The organism is Actinotignum sanguinis (genome assembly GCF_030230305.1).
In the GTDB taxonomy this organism is placed as follows: Bacteria; Actinomycetota; Actinomycetes; order Actinomycetales; family Actinomycetaceae; genus Actinotignum; species Actinotignum sanguinis.
Window position 1 is genome coordinate 1 of sequence record NZ_JASPCQ010000010.1, and the last position, 23,892, is coordinate 23,892.

At 61.5% G+C, this 23,892-nt stretch carries 23 protein-coding genes and 2 rRNA genes; 22 read left to right on the forward strand and 3 right to left on the reverse strand.

The window, feature by feature from the left end; translation table 11 throughout:
- From QP828_RS06260 to QP828_RS06360, 21 genes are all read left to right on the forward strand, one after another.
- Positions 1 to 129, forward strand: a 23S ribosomal RNA gene (locus QP828_RS06260); the annotation flags it as partial.
- A gap of 96 nt (positions 130 to 225) precedes the next feature.
- Positions 226 to 343: ribosomal RNA gene (gene rrf, locus QP828_RS06265) — 5S ribosomal RNA — on the forward strand.
- Positions 344 to 520: 177 nt separating this feature from the next.
- Entirely contained in the window at positions 521 to 2,254 is a 1,734-nt protein-coding gene (locus QP828_RS06270) for a hypothetical protein (protein WP_274734102.1), read from the forward strand.
- Positions 2,254 to 3,270 (forward strand): HAD-IIA family hydrolase, encoded by a 1,017-nt coding sequence (locus tag QP828_RS06275; protein ID WP_274734100.1) that lies wholly within the window; start codon positions 2,254 to 2,256, stop codon positions 3,268 to 3,270. Before QP828_RS06270 ends, QP828_RS06275 begins: the two co-directional genes overlap by 1 nt.
- Complete coding sequence (locus QP828_RS06280; RefSeq protein WP_164545944.1) at positions 3,267 to 3,443, forward strand: hypothetical protein; 177 nt, start codon at positions 3,267 to 3,269, stop codon at positions 3,441 to 3,443. Before QP828_RS06275 ends, QP828_RS06280 begins: the two co-directional genes overlap by 4 nt.
- A 17-nt stretch (positions 3,444 to 3,460) precedes the next feature.
- A complete protein-coding gene (locus QP828_RS06285; protein WP_274734098.1) occupies positions 3,461 to 4,297 on the forward strand; it encodes a TlyA family RNA methyltransferase in 837 nt (278 codons plus the stop codon).
- Positions 4,298 to 4,331: 34 nt separating this feature from the next.
- Positions 4,332 to 5,177 (forward strand): NAD kinase, encoded by an 846-nt coding sequence (locus QP828_RS06290; protein WP_126135585.1) that lies wholly within the window; start codon positions 4,332 to 4,334, stop codon positions 5,175 to 5,177.
- Positions 5,174 to 6,889 carry a DNA repair protein RecN gene (gene recN / locus QP828_RS06295; RefSeq protein ID WP_274734096.1) on the forward strand — a complete coding sequence of 572 codons (1,716 nt, stop codon included), beginning with the start codon at positions 5,174 to 5,176 and terminating at the stop codon, positions 6,887 to 6,889. Before QP828_RS06290 ends, recN begins: the two co-directional genes overlap by 4 nt.
- A 5-nt stretch (positions 6,890 to 6,894) precedes the next feature.
- Positions 6,895 to 8,070: a putative cytokinetic ring protein SteA gene (gene steA, locus QP828_RS06300; RefSeq protein ID WP_274734095.1), complete on the forward strand. Its 1,176-nt coding sequence runs from the start codon at positions 6,895 to 6,897 to the stop codon at positions 8,068 to 8,070.
- Positions 8,071 to 8,082: 12 nt separating this feature from the next.
- Positions 8,083 to 9,129: a copper transporter gene (locus QP828_RS06305; protein WP_274734093.1), complete on the forward strand. Its 1,047-nt coding sequence runs from the start codon at positions 8,083 to 8,085 to the stop codon at positions 9,127 to 9,129.
- Between the two features lie 15 nt (positions 9,130 to 9,144).
- Entirely contained in the window at positions 9,145 to 10,002 is an 858-nt protein-coding gene (locus QP828_RS06310) for an MraY family glycosyltransferase (protein ID WP_274734092.1), read from the forward strand.
- Positions 9,999 to 11,639 carry a murein biosynthesis integral membrane protein MurJ gene (gene murJ / locus QP828_RS06315; RefSeq protein ID WP_274734090.1) on the forward strand — a complete coding sequence of 547 codons (1,641 nt, stop codon included), beginning with the start codon at positions 9,999 to 10,001 and terminating at the stop codon, positions 11,637 to 11,639. The genes QP828_RS06310 and murJ overlap by 4 nt, the downstream gene beginning before the upstream one ends.
- A 47-nt stretch (positions 11,640 to 11,686) precedes the next feature.
- Complete coding sequence (locus QP828_RS06320; protein WP_274734089.1) at positions 11,687 to 12,277, forward strand: NUDIX domain-containing protein; 591 nt, start codon at positions 11,687 to 11,689, stop codon at positions 12,275 to 12,277.
- A 335-nt stretch (positions 12,278 to 12,612) separates the two neighbouring features.
- Positions 12,613 to 13,302, forward strand: a complete 690-nt coding sequence (locus QP828_RS06325; protein ID WP_274734087.1) for a helix-turn-helix transcriptional regulator — start codon at positions 12,613 to 12,615, stop codon at positions 13,300 to 13,302.
- A gap of 15 nt (positions 13,303 to 13,317) precedes the next feature.
- Positions 13,318 to 14,769 (forward strand): Fe-S cluster assembly protein SufB, encoded by a 1,452-nt coding sequence (sufB, locus tag QP828_RS06330; protein ID WP_200807184.1) that lies wholly within the window; start codon positions 13,318 to 13,320, stop codon positions 14,767 to 14,769.
- On the forward strand, positions 14,769 to 15,950 hold the full coding sequence (gene sufD / locus QP828_RS06335) for a Fe-S cluster assembly protein SufD (protein ID WP_274734085.1): 1,182 nt from the start codon (positions 14,769 to 14,771) through the stop codon (positions 15,948 to 15,950). Before sufB ends, sufD begins: the two co-directional genes overlap by 1 nt.
- Complete coding sequence (locus QP828_RS06340) at positions 15,947 to 16,294, forward strand: Rieske (2Fe-2S) protein (protein WP_126135592.1); 348 nt, start codon at positions 15,947 to 15,949, stop codon at positions 16,292 to 16,294. The genes sufD and QP828_RS06340 overlap by 4 nt, the downstream gene beginning before the upstream one ends.
- Positions 16,294 to 17,055 carry a Fe-S cluster assembly ATPase SufC gene (gene sufC, locus QP828_RS06345; protein ID WP_016442707.1) on the forward strand — a complete coding sequence of 254 codons (762 nt, stop codon included), beginning with the start codon at positions 16,294 to 16,296 and terminating at the stop codon, positions 17,053 to 17,055. Before QP828_RS06340 ends, sufC begins: the two co-directional genes overlap by 1 nt.
- Positions 17,056 to 18,327 carry a SufS family cysteine desulfurase gene (locus QP828_RS06350; RefSeq protein WP_126135594.1) on the forward strand — a complete coding sequence of 424 codons (1,272 nt, stop codon included), beginning with the start codon at positions 17,056 to 17,058 and terminating at the stop codon, positions 18,325 to 18,327. It begins immediately after the preceding gene.
- Positions 18,328 to 18,331: 4 nt separating this feature from the next.
- Positions 18,332 to 18,904: a Fe-S cluster assembly sulfur transfer protein SufU gene (gene sufU, locus QP828_RS06355; RefSeq protein WP_016442709.1), complete on the forward strand. Its 573-nt coding sequence runs from the start codon at positions 18,332 to 18,334 to the stop codon at positions 18,902 to 18,904.
- Entirely contained in the window at positions 18,901 to 19,362 is a 462-nt protein-coding gene (locus QP828_RS06360) for a metal-sulfur cluster assembly factor (RefSeq protein ID WP_016442710.1), read from the forward strand. Before sufU ends, QP828_RS06360 begins: the two co-directional genes overlap by 4 nt.
- A 62-nt stretch (positions 19,363 to 19,424) precedes the next feature.
- On the opposite strand, the gene ypfJ is transcribed toward QP828_RS06360, so the two are convergent.
- Positions 19,425 to 20,318, reverse strand: coding sequence for a KPN_02809 family neutral zinc metallopeptidase (ypfJ, locus tag QP828_RS06365; protein WP_016442711.1), 894 nt, complete (start codon positions 20,316 to 20,318; stop codon positions 19,425 to 19,427).
- Positions 20,319 to 20,373: 55 nt separating this feature from the next.
- Positions 20,374 to 20,694, reverse strand: coding sequence for a hypothetical protein (locus tag QP828_RS06370; protein WP_039898853.1), 321 nt, complete (start codon positions 20,692 to 20,694; stop codon positions 20,374 to 20,376).
- Between the two features lie 140 nt (positions 20,695 to 20,834).
- Between QP828_RS06370 and QP828_RS06375 the strand changes: the two genes are divergently transcribed.
- Complete coding sequence (locus QP828_RS06375) at positions 20,835 to 22,448, forward strand: ABC-F family ATP-binding cassette domain-containing protein (RefSeq protein ID WP_016442713.1); 1,614 nt, start codon at positions 20,835 to 20,837, stop codon at positions 22,446 to 22,448.
- Positions 22,449 to 22,588: 140 nt separating this feature from the next.
- Here QP828_RS06375 and glgC read toward each other — a convergent pair whose 3' ends face one another.
- Complete coding sequence (gene glgC / locus QP828_RS06380) at positions 22,589 to 23,839, reverse strand: glucose-1-phosphate adenylyltransferase (protein ID WP_126135598.1); 1,251 nt, start codon at positions 23,837 to 23,839, stop codon at positions 22,589 to 22,591.
- Positions 23,840 to 23,892: the final 53 nt, after the last annotated feature.

The following is a 23,892-nucleotide window of genomic DNA, read 5'->3' on the forward strand; positions in this document are numbered from 1 at the left end:
AGATTAGTTCTCGTTCCACATTTTGTTGTGGGTGAGGTCCCCGGTTGATGATCGGGTTGATAGGCCAGGGATGTAAGCATTGTGAGGTGTTTAGTTGACTGGTACTAATGGACCGATAGCCAAAATAACAAGGCATTTGGAATTGTTTTTGCGTGAGATTGGGTGTTTGCGTTCACTGTGCGATGACTGGCCACCATAGTGGTGGTTGGTTGGTGTTTTGGTTGTGGCGGTGGTTATAGCGGCAAGGTTACGCCCGGTATCCTTTTCGAACCCGGTAGCTAAGGTTGTTTGCGCTGATGGTACTGCACTCGGTGGGGTGTGGGAGAGTAGGTTGCTGCCGCCATGTTTCTTATTGTGTGTGGGGTGTGTTTATGTCTTTTTAGATAGGGCATAGAACACACCCCACACTTTTATTAATCTCTGCGCGCCAAAATTGGCTGCTCAGCGCGCGGCCGAGCTGAAGTCGGCCTAAAATAAGCACAGCATCGTGATTCTTTACAATCGAACTGCGAGGAATAAAATGTCTGACCACGAAGAGTGGAGCGACGCACGCTCCGAAGACGACCGTCCGAGAGGACAATGGCGCTCGGCACGGCAACCGCGCGAATCCTCGCAGCGTGAATCTGGGGGAAACGGTGGGGAACGCGATTGGAGCGATCCTCGCGATGCCTGGAATGATCACCGTGGCGGATCACGGCGGCGGGATAACCGTGAATCCCGGTGGAACCGGCATCAAGGTGATCGGCGCGGAGGCCGCAGTGATGATCGGCGCCAGGATCGCGAGTCATGGGAATCGCGAGATTCCTATGGTGGGCGCGATAGTGGCAACCGGCGCTCGTCGTGGAACCGTCGAGGCGAATTCCAAGATGGTCACGGTGAACACGGGCAGAAGAGCGGATTCCATAACCGCCGTGACCGTGAGGACCATCGTGGATACCGGCGCGATTGGAACGACCGGGATTCAAACGAATCACGCGAGTCGCGAGGTTCCTGGGATCGGAGCGGCGAAGGCCGCAATGATCGTCGCGACCGGCGCGCAGGCCGCGGCGGCCAATGGCGTGAAGACCGCCGGAGCCAGGATAAGCGATTCAGTGGGCGCCGCGATGATCGTTACAATGACCGCTCTGGACGCGAAGATCGTCGTCGTACCAACGAAGATGAACCACGCGATAACAACAACTACGGGGGCCGCGACCAGGGCGATGCCAGGCGCCGTTTTGAGCGTGACGATCATTGGCGTGGCGACGGGCGCCGCCATGAGCGCCGTCGCGATAACTATCGCCGGGATGATCGGCGCCGCGAGGACCGTGGCGGGCATCGCGAGGACGATAAGAAGCGGCGGGATGATCGGCGCAGTCGCGGTGGAGCGAAGGATCCCTTCGTTCCCGAAACCGTCAATGCGCAGGATCTTGCAGCGGAGTCGCGGCGTAAGCTTAAAGTTCTCGCGCCGGCGGTGTCCGAGAATGTGGCACGGCACCTGGTTTATGCCGGATCGATGATGGACCAGAACCCGGAACTCGCCTACGAGCACGCCAAAGCGGCCTATCGGCACGCGGCGCGCATCGATATTGTGCGCGAGGCGCTGGGATTGACGTCCTACTTGACCGGCCGATATTCCGAAGCGTTGCGTGAGCTGCGCACGTATCGGCGTATGACCGATGATTACTCGCATGTGGCCCTCGAGGCTGATTCCGAGCGTGGCTTGGGACGGCCCGAAAAGGCTCTCGCCTTTATTGCCGAAATTCCGCTCAAGCGGCTCAATACCGCCACCACGCTGGAATTGGCACTGGTGACGTCCGGCGCCCGCGCGGACGCGGGAGATTCTGAGGCGGGACTCGCTGTTTTGGAGAAAATCAAGGTCGAGAACCTCGATGAAGAATTGCGCGCGCGCGTTGAGCTCATTAAAGCAGATCGCCTCGAAGAGCTAGGACGCGTGGAAGAGGCTGACGAGCTGCGGGCCCGCTGGAACCCGGTCTACAACGCCGAAGGTGAAGTCGAGCTGTTCACCGCGGAGGACCCTGAGTCCGACGCAGCGGACGCGTCCGAATTAGAAACCGATACGAACGTAGCCGGGGAAACGGAAGCGGAACAGGTAGCGGAAGCAGAGCCTGAGGCCGGAGCACTAGCTGAGTCTGATACGGAATCCGAGACGGAACCGGCGTATGTAACCGCAGCTGAACCTGAACTGGCGCACGAAGCTGAGGTCGAGACGCAGGCCATTTCGGAACCGGAGCCGGAGTCAGAAGAAGAGTAATGGTGAGTCTGGTATCTCATTTTGACGGCGTGATTTTCGATCTGGACGGTGTCGTTTATCTGGGCACCGATCCGGCCCCCAACGCTGCCGATGCCTACGGGCGCGCCATCGCGGCCGGAATGCGCCCGCTTTTCCTTACCAATAACGCCTCGCGTACCCAGGAAGAAGTCGCCGCGCACCTCGCGACAGTGGGAATTTCAGCCCCGGCAACAACGGTGCTCACCTCCGCGATGGCGAGCACACGGCTCGCCGCGTCACGGGTGCCGGCCGGAGCAAAAGCCCTCGTTATCGGGGGTAACGGTCTGCATCGTGCGGTGAGTGAAACCAGCCTTGTTCCGGTTATATCCGCGGATGATAATCCGGACGTGGTCATTATGGGGTTTTACCCGACGATTGACTGGGCAGCGCTCTCGGAAGTGGCCCTGGCTATTCGCCGCGGTGCCCTTTTCGTTGCTACGAATCTCGATGCGACTCTCCCCATGGAGCGGGGCTTTATGGTCGGCTGCGGCTCACTCGTGGCTGCAGTAGTTAACGCCACCGGGGTGAAACCGCTCTCCGCGGGCAAACCCGATCCCGCGATTTTTGCCATCGGGATGGAGATGCTCGGAGCCAGCCGTCCCCTCGCTATCGGTGACCGGCTCAATACCGATATTCGCGGCGCGCGTGCCGCAGGTATCGCCAGCCTCCACGTGCTTACCGGAGTCAGTTCCGCCCGCGATATTATGCTGGCTGCGCAGGAAGAACGCCCCGATTATCTCGGTGATGATCTGCGGGTCCTCAACGAGGACTACCCGGAGATCTATCGGGAAGGTGAACGCTGGGTTGCGGGCACATCCTGGGCACAGGTTGATCATAGTAACGACGGCGCAGCGGCCCGCCTGGTCACCTCCGATGGATGTGGGCCCCACCTGGGGCTGGACACCTACCGGGCCGCGGTGCACGCGGTATGGGAGGCCCGTGATCGTGGGCTTAGCGAAAATGTCACGCTCGAGGACATCATCGTGGAGCGGCGATGACGGATCAGGAAAGAGCCGCGGCACCTGGAGGAACGGTACCGCGCCCGAGCGCTCCGCTCAATATTGAGGCGGCCTTAGAGAATCTCAACGAGCTTGATCTGCCCGAACAGATTGAACAGCTGGAGGCGATTCACACCGAACTCGGCCGGCGCCTATCCCGGGCGCGGGTCTAAATCAGAAAGGCGAGCCTATGGGGCGTTTACGGCGCGTTGACGCGGAACTCGTGCGGCGTGGGCTCGCGCGCTCCCGCCAGGATGCCGCGGTGCTCATTCGTGAAGGTCAGGTATTCCTTGACGGAGCTGAGGTAACGAAACCCGCCCGGCAGATGGATCCGGCCCAGGCACTTCTGGTCAAAGAAGCGGCTCAGGATCGCTACGTCTCCCGCGGAGCATATAAACTCCTGGGCGCCCTCGAGTATCTCGGGGATGCCGGCCCGCGTGTGGAGGGAGTCCGTGCCCTGGATGCGGGTGCTTCCACGGGCGGATTCACCGATGTGCTGCTGCGGCGCGGTGCCGCCCACGTGGTTGCCGTGGATGTTGGCTATGGCCAACTAGCCTGGAAGCTGCGTGAAGACCCCCGCGTCACCGTGCTGGAACGCACGAATGTGCGTACCCTGGAGCCCGCGGTGGTCGCGCCTGCTCCCGATCTGGTTGTCGGGGACCTATCTTTTATTTCTTTGCGACTCCTCGTTGCCCCGCTCGCTGCGGCGAGTTCGCCAACGGCCGATTTTTTGCTTATGGTTAAGCCTCAATTCGAGGTAGGCCGGGAGAAAATCGGTGCGCACGGGGTGGTACGAAATCCGGAGTACCACGTGGAGGCAGTGTGCGACGTCGCCCTTTCTGCCCGTGCCGCGGGGCTGGCGCTGCAAGCGATCGCGCCGTCGCCCCTGCCCGGACCGGCGGGGAACGTTGAATACTTTCTTTATATGAAGAAAAATGCTACCGATCAGCTAGGCGAGAACCTCGAAGAAAGTGTGCGGGCCGCGGTGAAAGCCGGGCCTGCGGGTCAAGGACGGCCAGCACGGTAGCGCGGTAGGATACCTGGGAGAGGGGAGGCATTCGATGGCAGAACCAAAAGTCGCCCTGGTCGTCAATCGCACGTTACCACCGCAGATGGAACGCGCCGCTCACGATGCGATTGTCGCCCTAGAAGACCGCGGCGTGCGGGTGGACACCAGTGAAACCCTGGCGGGTGCCCGCGATGCGGATCTTATCCTCGTCATGGGTGGGGACGGCACGATTTTGCGCGGCGCTGAGTTAGGTCGCAGCACCGGGGTGCCTATCCTCGGTATCAACTACGGGCATATGGGTTTTCTTTCCGAAGCGCAACCCGATGAGCTCCCTGCCGTCGTGGAAAGAATCGCCGCGCGCGATTGGGTTATTTCCGAACGCATGACCATTGACGTGCATGTGCAGCGCCCGGATGGCTCCTGTAACGTCCAGTGGGCCCTCAACGAAGTCTCGGTGGAAAAGGCTTTTAACTCGCGTCTCATAGAAACGTCCATCGGGGTGGACGGGCGCGAAATCTCCGCTTTCAAAGCTGATGCGGTGTTACTCTCAACGCCCACCGGCTCCACGGCATACAACTTCTCAGCTGGCGGACCGGTGGTATGGCCGAGCGTGGAGGCACTCCTTCTCACTCCGGTAGCAGCCCACGCGCTTTTTACCCGTCCGCTTGTGGTCAGCCCTTACTCAACCTTGGAAGTACGGGTTTTGCGCGATGAGGCTATGGTTTCTTGTGATTCGCGGCGTCGGCTTGTAGCACCCGAAGGAACCGTGATTACCGCGGTGCGTGGGGAACGTCCGGTCAAGCTCGCCCGTCTGAATGAAACACCTTTCTCCGGGCGTTTGGTGGCACGTTTCCACCTACCGGTGCGCGGCTGGCGCGAGCGTGAGGTACGGGAATGATCGAACAGGTACGCATCCGCAATCTCGGTGTTATTGCGGAAGCTGAACTTAATCTGTCTCGCGGGCTCACCGCGCTGACCGGGGAAACCGGGGCGGGAAAAACCATGGCGGTAACCTCCCTGACATTGCTTCTGGGAGCGAAAGCAAATCCGGCGCGTGTGCGGGCCGGGGCCGCCCAAGCGGAAGTGGAAGGAACGTTTCTCGTGGACGCCGCTTCTCCGCTTCTGGAACGCATCACCGAGGCCGGGGGGCGGTACGACGTGGACGGCGATACCGCCGCCGTGATTATTGCCCGGCATATTCCCGCGAAAGGGCGTTCCCGTGCCTTCGTCGGAGGGCGCTCGGTTCCCACTGCGGTACTCACCGATATCGCGGCCGAACTTGTGACCGTGCACGGCCAATCCGATCAGATTCGGCTGGGGAACCCCAGCCAGCAGCGCGCGGCGGTCGATGAATTCGGAGGGGAAGCCGTTACGCGGGCGAAAAAAGCGTGGGAGCAGGCATGGAAAAACTACGGGGAAGCCCGGGAAGCTCGCGATGCCTTTCGGGCCGGGGCGCAGCGTGCTGCGCAACAGCGTTTAGCCTACCGAGCCTTGCTTGACAAAGTTGAGGCGGTCGATCCCCAGCCCGGTGAGGAAGAAGCCCTGCGGGCGCGCGCCCGGGTGCTCGAAAATGCGGTGGAAATGTACGGGGCCTACTCCGCGGCTGCTGAAGCCCTGAGCGGGAGCGATACCGAAAACGGAGCTATATCCGCGCTGGGAAGTGCGGGTGCACAACTCGAACGCGTCCTTGAGCTCAGCGGCCCGGATGTGCCGAATACCAAGCTCGGGGAGCTCCGGGAACGCCTGGAAAGCGCCGAAGCCGATATCACGGATATCCACACCGAGATTGCGGAACTGGCACGTTGCACCCAAGCCCAACCCGAGGAGCTCTCCACCATTTATTCGCGTCGCTCCGAACTGGCCGGACTGCGCAAACAGCTGGGAATGAGCGGCGAAGAAATCCTGCGGGCTGCCGCTGAGGCCCGAGAGGGCCTAGAAAACCTCGATGACCCGGCAGCTACCCTGGAACGTCTTGAAAAAGAGCTTTCGCAAGCTCATGCTGCCCTGGAACAAGCCGGAGCAGCCCTGCGGGCGGCGCGTACCGCTGCCGGGGAAGAACTCGCCCGCGCGGTGGAAACGGAACTTCCCGAACTCTCTTTGCCCGATGCCCGTTTCACCGTGGCAGTGAGCGCCGCGGATCCCGGTCCAAGCGGTGCGGATTCCGTCACTTTTTTGCTTGCCGCTCACCGCGGTGCTCCGCTCTCTTCGCTCGCATCGGGCGCTTCTGGTGGTGAACTCTCGCGCGTTATGCTCGCCCTCGAAGTGGGATTGGCGGCGCGGCGCGCTCAGCGCGGCCACACCTTCCTTTTCGACGAAGTTGATGCCGGGATTGGGGGCCGTGCCGCCACCGCGGTCGGGAAAAGACTGGCAAAACTGGCCGGCAGCGCCCAGGTTATTGTTGTTACCCACCTCGCCCAGGTCGCGGCCTGTGCCGAGCACCAACTCGTCGTCGTGAAACAACTTGAAGAAAGTGCCGCACGCACGGAGCTGCGTGACGTCACCGGGCCGCAACGCGAAGCGGAACTGGCGCGCATGCTTTCGGGCAGCGATACCGATGTGGCACGCGCGCACGCCGCTGAGCTACTTAAGGCCGCGAGTGTGGCACTATAAAGCTTGTGGCATCGAAGTTATGGCGAAAAAAGAAGGTCGTTGCGGAAGGAACCCTGGCCGGTCCGGCCCGGGTGGACGCGCGCACCAAAAATCTCACTCGTCGTCTCCAAGTCGGCGATGTAGCGATTATTAACCACACAGATCTGGATAGGGTGGCGGCGGAAAACCTCGTGGCCGCGCAGCCCGTTGCCGTGCTCAATGCCGCGAAGTCTATCTCGGGGCGCTACCCGAATCTTGGCCCGGCGATTCTGGAAGAAGCCGGTATTCCGCTTATCGATGACCTCGGCCCAGAAATTATGGATATCTCCGAGGGCCAGTGGGTCGATATTGACGGGGCGCGCGTGGTGGCAGGCGGGCGCGTTATTGCGGAGGGCACCTTGCAAACCGCGCAGAGCATCGCTCGCGATAGCGAGGCCGCCCGCGCGGGCATGACCGTGCAACTGCGTGCTTTTGCCGCCAATACCCTCGAATATCTCAACGAGGAACAGGGTCTTATCCTCGACGGGGTGGGAATTCCCGATATCCGTACGTCCATGGAGCACCGCCACGTGCTCGTGGTGGTGCGCGGCTACGACTACCGTGAAGACCTGCGCGCCCTGCGCCCCTATATCCGGGAAAATCGCCCGCTTATGATCGGGGTGGACGGCGGGGCCGATGCGCTTCTGGAACTTGGCTACACCCCGGATATTATCGTGGGCGATATGGATTCGGTTTCCGATAAAGCCTTGCGCTGCGGTGCTGAGGTAGTGGTGCACGCCTATCGCGATGGGCGCGCACCAGGTAAGAAACGGGTGGAGGATCTGGGAGTGGATCACGTGGTCTTCCCGGCTACCGGAACCTCCGAAGATGTTGCCATGCTGCTGGCTGATTCCAAAGGTGCCAAGCTCATTGTGGCGGTGGGCACGCACAATACGATTCTTGAATTCCTCGATAAAGGCCGGGCGGGAATGGCATCCACTTTCCTTACCCGTCTGGTGGTGGGGGGCAAGCTCATTGACGCGAAAGGAGTTTCGCGCCTCTACCGCTCCTCGATCTCGAATTGGATGCTCGTCGCCCTCATTCTTGCGGGAGTCTTTGCGCTCTTCGCTGCCCTGGCCGTCACCGGTGCGGGCCAAACCTTCCTGTCCGTGCTCACCACTCGCCTCGGGGATCTTGCCGAGTGGTTCCGTAATCTCTTCTAGGAAAGTTAGCTGATGGTTGATTTTAGGTATCATCTCGTTTCCCTGGTTTCGGTGTTTTTGGCGCTTGCCATCGGAGTGATTCTCGGGGCCGGACCGCTGCAAAATTCCATCGCGCACGGGCTCACCGGCCAGGTGGATTCCCTGCGTGAATCGCGTGACAAGATGCGCGTGGAGCTTGATCAACGCGGGGCGCAGCTCGATGCGGCGTCGACGGCGCTGCTCGGTGCCGGCGAGCAACTCAATGCTGGAACGCTAACCAACCGGCGCGTTGCTATCGTGGCGGCGGCCGGCGCGGACGGAGCCATCGTGGAGAAGACCCGGCAGAGCCTAACCGCGGCCGGTGCCCGTATCACGGGTGAAATCACCCTAGCCCCAGCCTTTACTGATACCGAATACGCCACCTACCGTTCCACCCTTTCCGGTAACCTCGGCTCTTATGTCAAGGACTTGCCGGCCGGTGGTTCCGCGGATGCGATTCTCGGGGCGGCCGTGGATACCGTGGTACGTTCCGCGCCCGAAGATGCGGGGGCGACGACGCTCATCACTCTTCTCACCTCCCCGGAAAATAAGCTGATCGACGTGGCGGTTGCTCCGAGTGAAGCCGCGGAGGTGGTTGTTTTTATCACCGCGGATCCGGCCGAGACCGCACCGGTTCCGGCCGACAAGGCGACCACCTCACCGCATATTACGGATACCTACCAGGCTGCCTTCGCAGCTATTGCCGGACGCGGTCCGGCCGTGGCCGTCGGAGCGGGAACAGACGGAAACTCGGTATTGGGAGCCGTGCGTTCCGCAAAAAACGGATCGACGGTGGATTCGGCGCAGACCGCGCTTGGTGATGTCAATATTCCCATGGCGGCAGCTGCTGAACTGCATGAACGCCACGTCCACCTCGGGGTAGCCCCCGGAGCGGATAGCGCGATTGGGGAGCGTCAAAATTCGGCAGCGCCGGCGCAAGCAGCGCCTGCCCCGCACCCCGAACAGGCTCCGGCGCCGGCTCCCGCGCCCGCGGAAGGCGGGCAGGCTCCCGAAGGTGGGCAGGCTCCGGCAGGGCAGTAACGGTACCATGGGTTCATGACCCTTTCTGCTTTCTGGAGGAACCAGGTGCGCCTGGGTGCCGCAGCCCTGGCCGGATACGCCGCCGCCCGCGCAGCCGAGAAGCTGCTCGCCCGGCGCACCGCACCCGCCTGGCAGCGCACTGCCAAGGATGGGCGCAGTGTCAGTTTGCGGGAAGGCCCGGTGGCGGTGGCGGGTGTCACCACGGGGTGCACGGTGGGCTCCCTGCTCTCCGGAGGCAGGTGTTCGGGCCATCCCGTGCTCGCGGCGCTTAGCGGCGGACTGGCCGGTTATATCGACGATTTCTACGAGGGCGCATTTTCGCGAACCTCCAAGGGGTTGCGCGGCCACCTCGGAGCACTGGCGCACGGCCACCTGACTTCCGGAGCTTTGAAAATAGTGATTATTGGGCTCGGCGCGGTCGCGGCAGCGGGTTTCCCGATCAGTGCTACCGGGTCTCGTTCCCGGCAGCTCGCCCTGCGCGCTGAACGCGCCGTGCTTATCGCTGCCACCGCAAATCTTATTAATCTCCTCGACCTCGCGCCGGGTCGCGCCTGGAAAGGTACCCTGATCGCGGCTGCTCCTTTTTCTCTTCTCAGTTACCCGCCATCCGGGCCTATTGCCGCCGCACTTGTCGGTACCGGCGTTGCCTGCCTGCCCGCGGATCTCGCGGGCACGGTCATGCTCGGAGATACCGGAGCAAATGCGGTGGGCGCGGCCCTGGGGTGGACGCTTGCCAGCCGCGGGCCTTGGGTGCGGCGCGGGGCGCTGGGCGTCGTCGTCGCCCTTAATATCGCGAGTGAAAAAATATCATTTTCGCGGGTCATCGCAACCCATCCGTGGTTGCGCGCCCTCGACCAGGCGGGCCGGGCATGAAAAAAGTTCTCGGAACGGCACTCGGAGCAGCCGGAACCATAGCGATTCTCACCCTGCTCTCGCGTGCCATGGGGTTTGTGCGCGCCTGGGTGCAAAACGGGGCGCTGGGGGATTCCCTCGCCGGGGAGGCTTATTCGACGGCGAATACCGTCCCCAATGTGCTTTTTGAAATCGCGGCCGGCGGGGCCTTGGCCGCCGCGGTCATTCCGCTGGTCTCCGGATTCCTGGCCAAGGCATTGGCCGCGGAGGTATCCCGCACCGCCTCGGCCTTGTTCACCTGGGTACTTGCCATCGGGATTCCGGTTGCCGGGCTCGTTACCCTGGGCGCCCGGCCCATTATGGACGTGCTCCTGGGGGAGGGATCGCCTGCCGCTAGCGTGGAGTTCGCTGCCACCCTGCTCCGGATTTTCGCCTGGCAAATCCCGCTCTATGGACTGTCGGTCGTGTGTACGGGACTTTTGCAGGCGCATAAAAAATTTGTGCTTCCGGCTCTTGCCCCGCTGCTCTCCTCCGTCACAGTTATTATTACCTTCCTTATTTTCACGCAGCTAGCCGCGGGCCAGCAGCACGATCCGGCGCGGATTTCGCGCACGGCTCTCTATGTGCTGGCCTGGGGGACCACGGCGGGGGTCGCGGTCTTTTCCCTTCCCCAGCTCATCCCGGTGCTCCGCCGCATCACCCTGCGGCCCACATTCCGTTTCCCGCCGGGGGTAGGGCGTCGGGCGCTCCGGTTAAGCGCGGCCGGGCTGGCTGGCCTGCTTGCTCAGCAAATTCAGATCATCGCGGTCATGCTTTTCGCCAATGCCCGCGGTGATGTGGGAACCTACCCGGTTTTCACTTTCGCGAACCAGCTCTATATGGTTCCTTATGCCGTGCTGGCTGTTCCGATCGCCACCGCGGTTTTCCCACGCCTCGCGGAAGCCGCCGCGATCCCCGGGCGCCCGGGCCTGGCTCGGATCACCGCCCGCTCCTCACGCCTTGTCTTCGATATCGGGCTGCTGTGCGTGGCACTGCTGGTGGCCGTTGCGGAGCCCGCCCAGGCACTCTTCGCGGTGGCGCGTCCGGTGGCTCATATGGATACCGCCATGCTGGCCATGGCGCCGGCTCTTCTCGGTTACGCCTTCATTTACCACGGGTCGCGGGTGCTCTACGCAGTGGAGGCGGCCCGCGCGGTCATTATTGTCAATTCTGCGGCGTGGCTGACGGTGGTTGTGGTTCTTATTGGGGCGGCGGGCTTGGGGGTGCGCGGACGCACCGAGGTCCTCATCAGCATCGGTGTGGCGATGTCCGTGGGAATGATCGTGGGCGGGGTTGGCCACATCTTCGCTATCCGGCGCGCGGTAGGCCCCGGGGCGCTGCGGGGCGTCGGATACTCCCTACGGATCGTACTGCCCGCCGCGATGGTAGCCGGCACGGTCGGATATGCCAGCGGGCGCGGAATACTACGCTGGTGGGGGGACGGTGCCCTTGGGGCGCTGGGGGCAACTGCCGGGGCGGGAGTGCTCACCCTCGCCATCGGGGGAGTGGCGCTCTACTTCGTTGACCGGCGGGCGCTCCGGTTGGCGCGCGACGCGGAGGCGCCGTCGACCCAAGAAATGCCCGCCATTGCCGTGGCTTTCGACGAGGCTAATGCATAAACGGGCCTGATGCTCGCACGCCTGCGCAGGGCGGGAAAGGAAATTTTATGTACCAGGATCTGCGTGACGAGTACTGTCCCGCGCATATGCGGCACGTGGGGCGGCGCAATGTGCTCACGTCCCCGTTCATTAACGTGTACGAGGACACGGTGGAACTGCCCAGCGTGGGGGCGCGGATGGATCGTTACTGGGTGGAGCACCGCGATGCGGTGGCGGTGCTCGCGGTACGGGGCAGCGGCGACGGCGCAGCTGAGGAAGTGCTGCTCATCCGCCAGTATCGGATTCCGGTTCGCTCGTTCCTGTGGGAAATTCCGGCTGGCATCCTCGATATCGAGGGTGAGTATCCGATGGATGCCGCGCGCCGGGAGCTGCGTGAAGAAACGGATTATACGGCCGGGGAACTGGAGTTTCTCACCCGTTTCTACACGTCGCCCGGTTTCACTAACGAGCAGCTCACGGTCTATCTCACTCGTAACCCCGCGCCAGTCGCGGCCGCTTTTGCTCGGGAAGATGAAGAGGCCGAAATTGAGGTGCGGTGGGTGCCGCTACCCCTGGTGCGAGAGGCGATTATGGCCGGACGGGTTGCTAATCCGCAGCTGGTGGCAGCGGTACTTGCGTACCTGGCACGTCGCTCTTAACGGCTAGGGGCGTTCGGGCCGGTAGCTCACCGGGGGCCGGTAGCTCACCGGGGGGGGGGCGGTGGCTCCGGGCAGTCTCAGCCACCGGCGTAACTCGGGCGGGCTGCGGATCCGCGCCGGTAAGAACGGGACTTTTCCCGTCCGGTTAGGCTGACCAAACTAGATTACGCAACGTCGGTGTTGTTTAATTGAATGGCGAGGTCCTAGATATGGCAGCCCGGCACGTGATAGGGCGGCGGCGGGACATTCGGGAGAACCTCGGGCTGCGGCTCAGGTACGCACGAGTGCTCGGTGAGGGTGTAGAACGGTGGACAGTGGAAGGGGTGGAGATGCAGATGGCTGACAAAGAAAGTGCAGGGATCCGCCCCCGGGAAGAAACAACCCGCGAAGGGATTCTGCGTCTCATTATGGAGCGCGGGCCCATTAGCGCCGCGGAACTGGCCCACCTGGCTATTCTTACCCCCGCGGGGGTGCGGCGCCATCTCGTGGCGCTCGAAGATGCCGGTGCGATCACCGAATGCGAGAAACCCGGGCAGCGTGAAGCACGGGCCGGGCGACCAGCGCGCTACTACGTGGCGACGGATACCGGGCAGAATGCCGGAGCAACCTCCTATCACACCATGGCAAATGCGGCCCTCGATTTTCTGCGTGAAAGTCTGGGGGAGGCCGGGGTGACAGAATTTGCACGCCGGCGTGAACGCGCTTTGGTGGCGCGCTACCGCGATGCGCTCGGGGATACGGAAAATCCGGCGGAGCGGCTGCGCCGCCTGGCGCGCGCCCTCACCCAAGATGGCTACGCCGCTTCGGTTCGCGATGTTCCGGGTACGCAAGATGGGCCGCGCCAGATGATCCAGTTGTGTCAAGGGCGCTGCCCTCTGCGCGACGTCGCCACACGGAATAACTTTTTATGCGCGGCGGAAACCCGCGCTTTTCACGAACTACTCGGGGTTCCCGTGCAACGCTTGGCAACCATTGCATCCGGGAGCCACGTATGCACGGTGACGCTGCACGCTGACAGCGTTTAAATCGGGAGGAAACACATGGCACAAACACGGCACGAGGCAGCAATTGCGGAGGCCGTGGCGCAGCAGGAACACGTTATTGCGAACCTGTCCGGCGCCTATGAATTTGGGTGGCACGATACCGATACCGCCGGGGCGCACGCGCGCCGCGGTCTGGATGAGGGCGTGGTACGCGCGATTAGCGCGGCGAAGAAAGAGCCGGAATGGATGCTCAAACGGCGCTTGCGTGCGCTGCGTCTTTTTGAGAAACGCCCCATGCCCACGTGGGGAGCCGATCTTTCCGGTATCAACTTTGATGACTTCAAATACTTTGTGCGAGCTACCGACCGCCAGGTTACCGACTGGAATGATCTTCCCCCGGAAATCAAAAACACCTACGACCGGCTCGGCATCCCGGAAGCTGAAAAAGAACGCCTGGTGGCCGGGGTGGCTGCCCAGTACGAATCCGAGGTGGTCTACAACTCGATTCGCGCGGATCTGGAAGAACAGGGCGTTATTTTCGTGGATACCGATACCGCGCTGCGCGAGCATGAAGATCTTGTGCGCGAATACTTCGGTACCGTGATCCCGGCCGGCGATAATAAGTTCGCCTCGCTCAATACCGCGGTATGGTCGGGTGGCTCCTTCATTTACGTCCCGAAGAACGTGCACGTGGATATTCCCTTGCAGGCGTACTTCCGTATCAACACCCAGGCAATGGGGCAGTTTGAACGCACCCTCATTATTTGTGATGAAGGCTCCTACGTGCACTACGTGGAAGGCTGCACGGCCCCTATCTATTCCGAAGATTCCCTCCACGCAGCCATCGTGGAAATCATCGTGAAGAAGAACGCCCACTGCCGTTACACCACCATCCAGAACTGGTCGAATAACGTGCTCAACCTCGTTACGCAGCGGGCCACCGTAGCAGAGGGTGCCACGATGGAATGGGTGGACGGTAATATCGGTTCACGCCTCAATATGAAATACCCGGCCTGCGTGCTCCTAGGTGAGCACGCGCACGGAGAAGCGCTGTCCGCGGCTTTCTCCGGCCCCGGCCAGCATCAGGATACCGGCGCGAAAATGCAGCACCTGGCCCCGAATACCACCTCCTCGATTGTTTCGAAGTCGATTTCGCGCGGGGGCGGGCGCTCCTCCTACCGCGGTCTCGTGCAAGTCTCAGAAGATGCGCGCGGCTCGAAATCGAATGTGGTCTGCGATGCGCTGCTCGTCGATGATATTTCCCGTACGGATACGTACCCCTATGTGGACGTGCGCACGGACGACGTCGAAATGGGGCACGAAGCGACCGTGACGAAGGTGAGCGAGGAGCAGCTCTTCTACCTCATGCAACGCGGCCTGTCTGAGCAGGAAGCCATGGGTATGATCGTGCGTGGTTTCGTGGAGCCCATCGCTCGGGAACTGCCCATGGAGTACGCACTTGAACTCAATCGTCTTATTGATCTGCAAATGGAAGGGAGTGTGGGCTAATGGTCAGTACTGATCATTCCCAGGCGGTGCTGGCAGATGAAGGATTCCATACCGCGCACGCCGACCGCTCGGATCGCTTCGCCTCCTTTAATCCGGAGGAGTTCCCGATTCCGCGCGGAACCGGGGAGGAAGAAGATTGGCGTTTCACGCCGATGGATCGGGTAGCCCCGTTTATTAAGGACGTGGAGGGCGTGCGGGATGCCACCGTGACCGCCACCGTTGTGGGCGGTGCCCGTGTGGAAGAAGTGGACCGCGCCGATCCGCGCCTGGGGACCGTCGGGAAACCCGACGACCGGGCGGCTGCCCTCGCCTGGTCGGCTTTCCAGCGCGCGCATATCGTGACCCTCGATGGAAGTGAGCACGCGGACGTCGTCGCCAACATCACGGGGGAAGGAAAACTGAGCGTTGCCCACACCCTCATTACCGCGGCACCGGAGGCCAGCGGCACCGTGGTGCTCGAGCACACCGGCAGTGGCAATCTCACCGAAACTGTGGAAATTGAGGTGGGTCCGCACGCTGATCTCACCGTCGTTTCCGTGCAGGAACAGGAACGTAGCGCCTCCCAGCATTCCGCCCAGCGGATCCGGGTGGGAGAAGGCGCGAAATTCCGGCATATCGTGGTGACTATCGGCGGGGATCTCATCCGCATGACCACCGCGTGCGAGCTGGAAGGAGAGCGTTCCGATAGCGAGCTGCTGGGTGCCTATATCACCGAAAGCCACCAGCATCACGAGCACCGCATTTTCGTGGATCACGTGGCCCCGCATTGCAAATCCCGCGCTACCTACAAGGGGGCACTCCAGGGCGATGAGGCACATTCGGTGTGGATCGGGGATGTGCTTATTCGCGCGCAGGCCGCCCAGACGGATACCTACGAACTCAACCGTAACCTGGTCCTCACCGAGGGAGCCAAGGCCGATTCGGTGCCTAACCTGGAGATCCTCACCGGAGATATCGCGGGGGCCGGGCATGCCTCGGCAACGGGCCGTTTTGATGATGAGCAGCTCTTCTATCTCATGGCGCGAGGCATTCCCGCGGATGTGGCGCGCCGCCTGGTGGTGCGTGGTTTCTTCGCGGAATTGGTGGAGCAGATCGAAGTGGATTCGGTGCGTACCAAGCTCATGGATGCCATCGAACGGGAACTCGATTTAGCCGATGCCGGGAACGGGGAGGAGGCATGAGCTGGCAGCAGGTGTGTACCACCGCGGATCTCGAACCGGAAAGCGCCTTGAGCGTGGAAGTCCGCGCTGCTAGCGGCGCCGTCGTACCTGTATGTATCGCGCGCGACTGCCACGGAACCTGGCATGCCGTGGGCGATATCTGTACCCATGAAGACGTCAATCTCAGCGACGGCGAAGTTTTTGATACCACAATCGAATGCCCCAAACACGGGGCGGAATTCGACCTGTGTTCCGGGCGTGCCCTCACGCTCCCGGCGGTCACACCCGTGCCCGTCTACCCCTTGACCTGCGATAACGACGGCCGCGTTTTTATTGACGTGGACACAAGACCTGAGGAGAAGTAATGGCTACTCTCGATATTATTGATTTGCATGCCTCGGTGATTACCCCCGAAGGCCCCAAGCCGATTCTGCACGGCGTCAATCTACATATTGGCGATAATGAGATCCACGCGATTATGGGTCCGAACGGTTCGGGTAAATCGACCACGGCGTACGCGCTGGCCGGGCACCCTTCCTATGAGATCACCTCCGGGCAGGTGCTGCTTGACGGCGTGGATATTACCGATATGACGGCTGATGAACGCGCCCGCGAAGGACTTTTCCTCGCCATGCAATACCCGGTCGAAGTGCCGGGGGTATCTGTCTCGAATTTCCTGCGCACCGCGAAAACCGCGATTGACGGAGAAGCTCCGAAGCTGCGGGAATGGTCCCAGGCCCTGCGCAAGGTCACGGAGAAACTGCGCGTGGATGCCGATTTCATTAAGCGTGATCTCAATGTGGGCTTCTCCGGTGGGGAGAAGAAACGCACCGAGGTGCTCCAGATGGAATTGCTGGAACCGAAGATCGCCGTCCTGGACGAAACCGATTCCGGCCTGGACGTGGATGCGCTGCGCGTGGTCTCCGAAGGGATTGTAGACGTGCATGAACGCACCGGTAATTCGCTGTTGCTCATCACCCACTACAACCGAATTTTGCAGTACGTCAAACCCGATTACGTCCACGTTTTCGCCGGCGGCAAGATTGTGCGCACCGGCGGACCGGATCTGGCGAGCGAACTGGAAGCTTCCGGTTACGATAGCTACATCGAAGCGGAGGCGAAGTAGGTGAGCGCCGTGCGCCCGCTGGTGGCGCGGGAAGATTTCCCGATCCTTGCCCGGCCGATGCGCGGGGGCCAGGCCCTTGTATACCTAGATTCCGGGGCGACGGCGCAGCGCCCGCGCGCCGTTCTAGACGCGATGATGGATTTTGATACACGCTCCAACGGAGCGGTCAAACGCGGTAGCCACCTGCTCGCGGAAGAATCCACCGTGGCCTACGAAGAAGCCCGCGCGAAAGTGGCGGCTTTCATCGGGGCGGCACCCCAGGAAATCGTGTGGACCAGCGGAAGCACCCAGTCCCTCAACCTCATCGCCTACGCGATATCGAATGCCACGGCGGGACGCGGATGGGGTAATGCGGATCGTTTCCTGTTGCGTAGCGGTGACGATATTGTGGTCACCCGCGCCGAACACCACGCGAATCTGCTGCCCTGGCAAGAACTGTGTGAACGTACCGGGGCCCGCCTCACCTGGCTTGAGCTGGATAGCGAGGGGCGAATTGACCCGGCTAGTCTCGGGGTTATCGGGAGGCGCACCCGGATCGTTGCTTTCACCCACGTCTCGAATGTGACCGGGGCGGTATCTCCGGTAGCACAGATCGTGGAAGCTGCCCGCGCGGTGGGGGCTTTTACGGTTCTGGATGCCTGCCAATCGGTGCCGCACCTTCCCGTGGACGTGCATGCCCTCGACGTGGATTTCGCTGCTTTTTCGGGGCACAAAATGTACGGCCCCACCGGTGTGGGCGCGCTCTACGGGCGCGAAGAGCTCCTCGCGGATCTGCCGCCCTACCAATTTGGTGGCTCAATGATCGAACGGGTGACGATGGAAAAAACGCGCTACGCGCGCCCGCCGGCCCGTTTTGAGGCGGGAAGCCAACCGGTCACCCAGATTGTGGGCCTTGCGCGTGCGGTTGATTATCTCAGTGCTATCGGCATGGAGAAGGTGGCACGCTATGAAGACGCGCTCACGGTCCAGCTCCTCGAAGGCCTCGGGCAGATCCCGGGGATCCGGGTGCTCGGACCGCGCGGGGGAGGTGGCCGTACCGGGATCGCGGCTTTTACCGTTGCCGGTGTGCATCCCCATGACGTAGGGCAATTCTTAGATGCGCGCGGTATTGCGGTGCGGGTGGGGCACCATTGCGCCCAGCCCATTCACGATTTCTTCGGGGTGCCTGCCTCGGTGCGCGCCTCGGTGGGGATATATACAACAAGCTCGGATATCGATGCGTTTCTGGACGCGTTGAGCCAGGTCCGCGGCTATTTCCGGGCGGAAGGATAGGCACGTGAGCGAACTTGATGAGCTCTACCAGCAGATTATTCTCGATGCGGCGCGTGAACGGCACGGGGAAGGCGAGCTGGCGCCGGTGGAGGCCGGCGCGGGTGCGGCTGGCGCGGGCGCGCAATCCGGGCCGTGTGGGGAGTCCACCCAGGTCAATCCCATGTGCGGGGATGAAGTGACCCTTGAGGTGCGCCTGTCTCCGGATGGGGAGAAGATCGCCGAGCTGGCGTGGCAGGGGCAGGGGTGTTCTATTTCCCAGGCCTCGATTTCCATTATGAATGACCTGGTTGCCGGGCAGTCCATCGAGCATCTCGCCACGCTCTACAGCTATTTCCGCGAGATGATGGATAGCCGCGGGGCCGAGCTGCCCGAGGCCGCCGCGGATGCCCTGGAAGATGCCGCCGCTTTCCACGGTGTCGCGCGTTTCCCCATGCGTATCAAATGCGCGCTGCTGGGCTGGATGGCGGTCCGTGAAGCCACTGACGAAGCTCTTCGCCACCTCGGCACCTCCGATGGGCAGGAGAGTGGCTCCGCGGAAGATACGTCGCAGAACACAAAGGAGACCCCGGAACAATGACGGAGAAGAAGGACACAACCCCGCCGGAGCCCGAGGCCACAGCGCCCGTAGTGGAAACGTTGAGCACAACGAGCACGCCTCAACCGCCCCCGACCGAGGCCGGGGAACATATCGGCGAAGTTATTTACACGGACGGCGATAGCCCGGTGGACGACGTCGACCCCTATCTCGTTCTCGAAGCGATGAAAGACGTTATCGACCCGGAGCTCGGCGTCAATATTGTTGATCTTGGCCTCGTGTATGGCGTGACGACCAACGGCCGCCATCTTCACCTCGATATGACTCTCACCTCGCCGGCCTGCCCGCTCACAGACGCCATTACCGACGGCATTATTATCGCCACGGAAGATCTTGTTGATGACGTGGATATTAACTGGGTGTGGTTGCCTCCGTGGGGCCCGGAACGCATTACCGAAGATGGCCGCGATGACCTGCGTGCCCTCGGTTTCAATATTTAGTACGACGACGCACGGGCGCCCAGAAAACTCTGGGCGCCCGTGTTATCTCTACCGGCGCTACTTTAACGCCAGGTATTGCAGGCGTTGAAATCGCCTGTTTCGTAGCCGGTTGTCAGTGCATCCATCCGCTGGGCAGATGACCCGTGAGAGAATTTTTCGGGGTTGACATCCATTCCGGCGCTTTCTTGGATATGGTCATCGCCGATCGCGACCGCGGCATCAATAGCGCTGGCGAGCTGCTCCCGGGTGGGGGCTTGCAGAATCGGGATTCCGCTGGCCGGATCCACCGTGCTGGCAGCGTGATGCAGCCAGAGTCCAGCGTAGCAATCAGCTTGCAGCTCCGAACGTACCTGCGAAGAATCCGGGCCGGTATCACGCGGATTAATACGTTCGAATACCCCGGTGAGGTTTTGGATATGATGCCCGAATTCGTGGGCAACCACATAGGCCTGCACCAGGGTGGTGTTCTCTGCCCCGAAACTGGTTTCCAGCTCGTCGAAGAAAGTGGTGTCGAGGTAGACGGTTCTATCGGCGGGGCAGTAGAAGGGCCCCACCTGACTGGACGCGTTCCCGCACCCGGTGCTCACTCCCTCAGAAAAGAGTGCGAATCCGGGAAGTTCATAGGACGTGCGAGCCGAGCGGGGAAGTTCACCCTCCCAAAACGTATCGAGTGATTGGGCTATCGCCACCATGAAACACTCGGTGGAAGCATTGGCATCCGCCCCGGTGCGGCATTTATCCGCAAAATCGGAGGTGGTGGATTGCTGGGCGGAGCTGCCCTGCGCTGAGCCACCCTGGGAGAGGGCCGCCGGCGGGGGAGTACCGGTAACTATGTACCACACCAGGGCAATAATGATGCCGGTCACGCCCATACCGCCGCCGATGATGGTACCGCGCCCGCGGCCGCGATGTTGTACTCTCGCCCCGTCGAGGCGCACGCCGTCGTTAACACTCATGACGTTGAGCCTACCCTCCCGGTGCGCACCCCGTGCGCGTTTCCTCAACCGCGCTTCAGTATTGCGCGATGGCGTACCCGAGGGGCAGCGCGGCCACGATCACACACAGCACACAGGCGAGGAAGCTCCATCCGGCAGCCTTGCGGAACCGCAGCTGTCCGGGAGTGGCGCGTTGTTCGCGCGAGAGGGTGACAGCGGTGAGCACCAGGCCAGCTACCGTGCCGAGCCAGGCGAGGAGTTGGACGAGCAGGCGACCGTGCCCGAGGAATACGCAGGCTGCCGCGCAGACGGATATCATCACGGGCAGCACATAGGTGGTGTGGTTCTCCGGCTGTTCGCCGGGATTCGGCTCGGGTGCGGAAGAAGCTGTTATCACTTCTCCATTGTCGCGCGTGCGGGCTAGGCGCACCAGTGGCGCGTTGGCGTGCCGGCATATGCCGGCCGGGTCCACCCGTAGCGCGCTAGAGTGATGAGCAATGCGGCCCGCGGGCGGTTTTCTCGGTAAAGTAGGCCCTTGTGATTACGGCTTCTGATCTCACGATCCGCATCGGTACGCGTGAACTTGTCCAGCACGCTAGTTTTCAGGTCCACAAGGGTATGCGCGTGGGCCTGGTGGGGCGCAATGGCGCTGGCAAAACCACGATGACTCGCCTGCTGGCGGGCGAAGGCACCACGTCTGATGCCGTTGACTACGAAGGAACCCTGCACCGCAGCGGCACCATTGCCTACCTCCCGCAAGATACCCACGATGGGGATCCGAATCAGATAGCTCGGGATCGTATCCTGGAGGCGCGCGGAATCGACGCCACGATTCGCCGTATCCGCAAAGCGGAAAAGGATATGGCCGAATGTACCGGAGCGCGCCAGCAAAAAGCTATGGAGCGCTACGTGCGTCTCGATCAGGAGTTCACCGCGGCCGGGGGCTGGGCCGCCAATGCGCAGGCCTCCCAGATGGCTGCCGCGCTGGGCTTGGATGAGCGTGTCCTCAACCAACCGCTGGGGACGCTTTCGGGTGGGCAGCGCCGCCGCGTCGATCTGGCGCGGGTGCTCTTCTCCCAGGCAGATACGCTGCTTCTGGACGAACCGACCAACCACCTCGACCATGATTCTCTCCTGTGGCTGCGCGATTACCTTTCTAATTATTCGGGCGGTTTCGTGGTGATTTCTCACTCGGTGGATTTGCTGGAAGAAACGGTCACGGCGGTGTGGCATTTAGATGCCAACCGGGCAGCTCTTGACCAGTACGCGATGGGATGGTCGGCCTACCTCAAGCAACGTGAAACCGATGAACGCCGGCGCCGGCAGATGCGCGCTAATGCCGAAAAGAAGGCGGACCAGCTGCTAGCGCAGGCTAATAAGATGCGCGCGAAGGCTACGAAGGCGGTGGCCGCTCAAAATATGGCGAAACGTGCGGAGAAGCTGCTCGAGGGCCTGGAAGAAGAACGCGCGGATGACAAAGTGGCAGCGCTGCGCTTCCCGGAACCGTCCCCGTGCGGAAAAACCCCCTTGCGGGCCCGGGGCCTGTCAAAATCCTACGGCTCGCTGGAGGTGTTTACCGGCGTTGATCTGGCGATTGACCGCGGTTCGCGCGTCGTCGTTCTGGGGCTCAACGGCGCGGGTAAAACCACGCTGCTGCGGCTGCTTTACGGAACGGAAACACCGGATACCGGCGAAGTAATCCCCGGCCACGGCCTCAAGCTGGGATATTACGCGCAGGAACACGATTTTATCGATACTGATAAAACTGTGGTGGATAATTTGCGCTACGTCGCCCCGGAGTTCGATGAAACAGGCTTACGCACCGTGCTCGGTTCGTTTTTGTTTTCGGGTGACGACGCCGATAAGCCCGCCCGCGTCCTCTCCGGCGGTGAAAAGACTCGTTTGGCGCTGGCCATGCTGGTGGTCTCGCGCGCCAATGTGCTACTGCTAGACGAACCGACGAATAATCTCGATCCGGCATCCCGCGAAAAAATCCTAGCTGCTCTGGGTAAATATGAAGGCGCCGTCGTGCTCGTCACGCACGACGAAGGTGCCGTGACCGCACTTGATCCCGAGCGGGTGCTTCTCCTCCCGGACGGAGATGAAGACTTGTGGAACGACGACTACCTGGAGTTGGTCTCCCTCGCCTAAGCGGCGGGAGTTACTCGCGGAGGTGGAAAGCAGGGAAATATGGCTAGGGGTACGCCTGTGCCCGGTACTGGAAACCAATACCGGGCACAGATACTGCCTGCGGCTAGTAGCTCAGGGCACGCGCTGAGCAACTTAGGTGCTTAGCGGCGCACCACCGCATTCTTGGGAACCACGACCACGCCACCTTCGGAAACGTAGAAACCGCGTTCGCGATCATAATCGTGATTAACTCCCAGTTGCGCGCCTTCTTCAATCTGGACGTTCTTATCTACGATGGCGCGGATAACGGTGGCGTTGCGGCCCACGTTCACTCCGTCCAACAGGACCGATTCGCGCACCGAGGACCAGGAATTCACCCGCACCCCGGGGGAGAGCACCGATCCGATGACTTCACCGCCGGAAACAATCACTCCGGGAGAAACAATGGAATCTAGGGCATGCCCGAGGCGTTCGTGATGCCCGTACACGAATTTTGCGGGCGGTAACCCGGTGTACCCGGTCAGAATCGGCCAGCGTTCGTTGTACAGGTTGAAGTCCGGGGTAACGGAAATAAGATCCATATTCGCCGCGTAGTAGGCGTCAATGGTACCCACGTCACGCCAGTAGTCCTTATCGCGTTCACCTTCACCGGGGATGCGGTTGTAGGTGAAATCGTAGACGCCACAATTACCGGCCTCCACGAAACGCGGAACAATGCTTCCACCCATATCATGGGCAGAGCTGGGATCGGAGGCATCATTCTGCAATGCTTCGACCAGCGCATCGGTATTGAAAATGTAGTTACCCATCGAGGCCAGGAACTGATCCGGAGCTTCTTCCAGACCTAAGCCGGTAGTATCTTGCGGCTTTTCAAGGAACCGGGAGACCTTCTGGTGGTTTTCTTCATCAACGTCGATAACGCCGAAAGAAGGCGCCAGTTCCAGCGGTTGGCGGATACCGGCGATGGTCAGATCAAAACCGGATTCCACATGTTGATCCATCATCTGGGAAAAGTCCATGCGGTAGATATTGTCTGCGCCGGTCACGAGCACAACATCAGGGCGTTCATCATCAATGACGTTCATGGACTGGTAGATAGCATCCGCACTTCCGGAGAACCATCCCTTGCCACGCCGCTGCTGGGCGGGAACCGGGGCTACATAATTGCCCAAGAGGTTGGACATACGCCAGGTTCTCGTAATATGGCGGTCCAGCGAATGTGACTTGTACTGGGTAAGTACGATGATCTGGAGATATCCAGAATTCACGATGTTACTCAGCGCGAAGTCAATCAGCCGGTAAATGCCCCCGAAAGGAACCGCGGGTTTCGCTCGATCTTCAGTGAGCGGCATTAGACGCTTGCCTTCGCCTCCCGCAAGGACGATGGCCAGAACGCGTAAATCTCTCCTCATGCCTACAGCGTACCGTAAAACGTGAAGTTGAACACCCACTTCTCGAGGTGCGT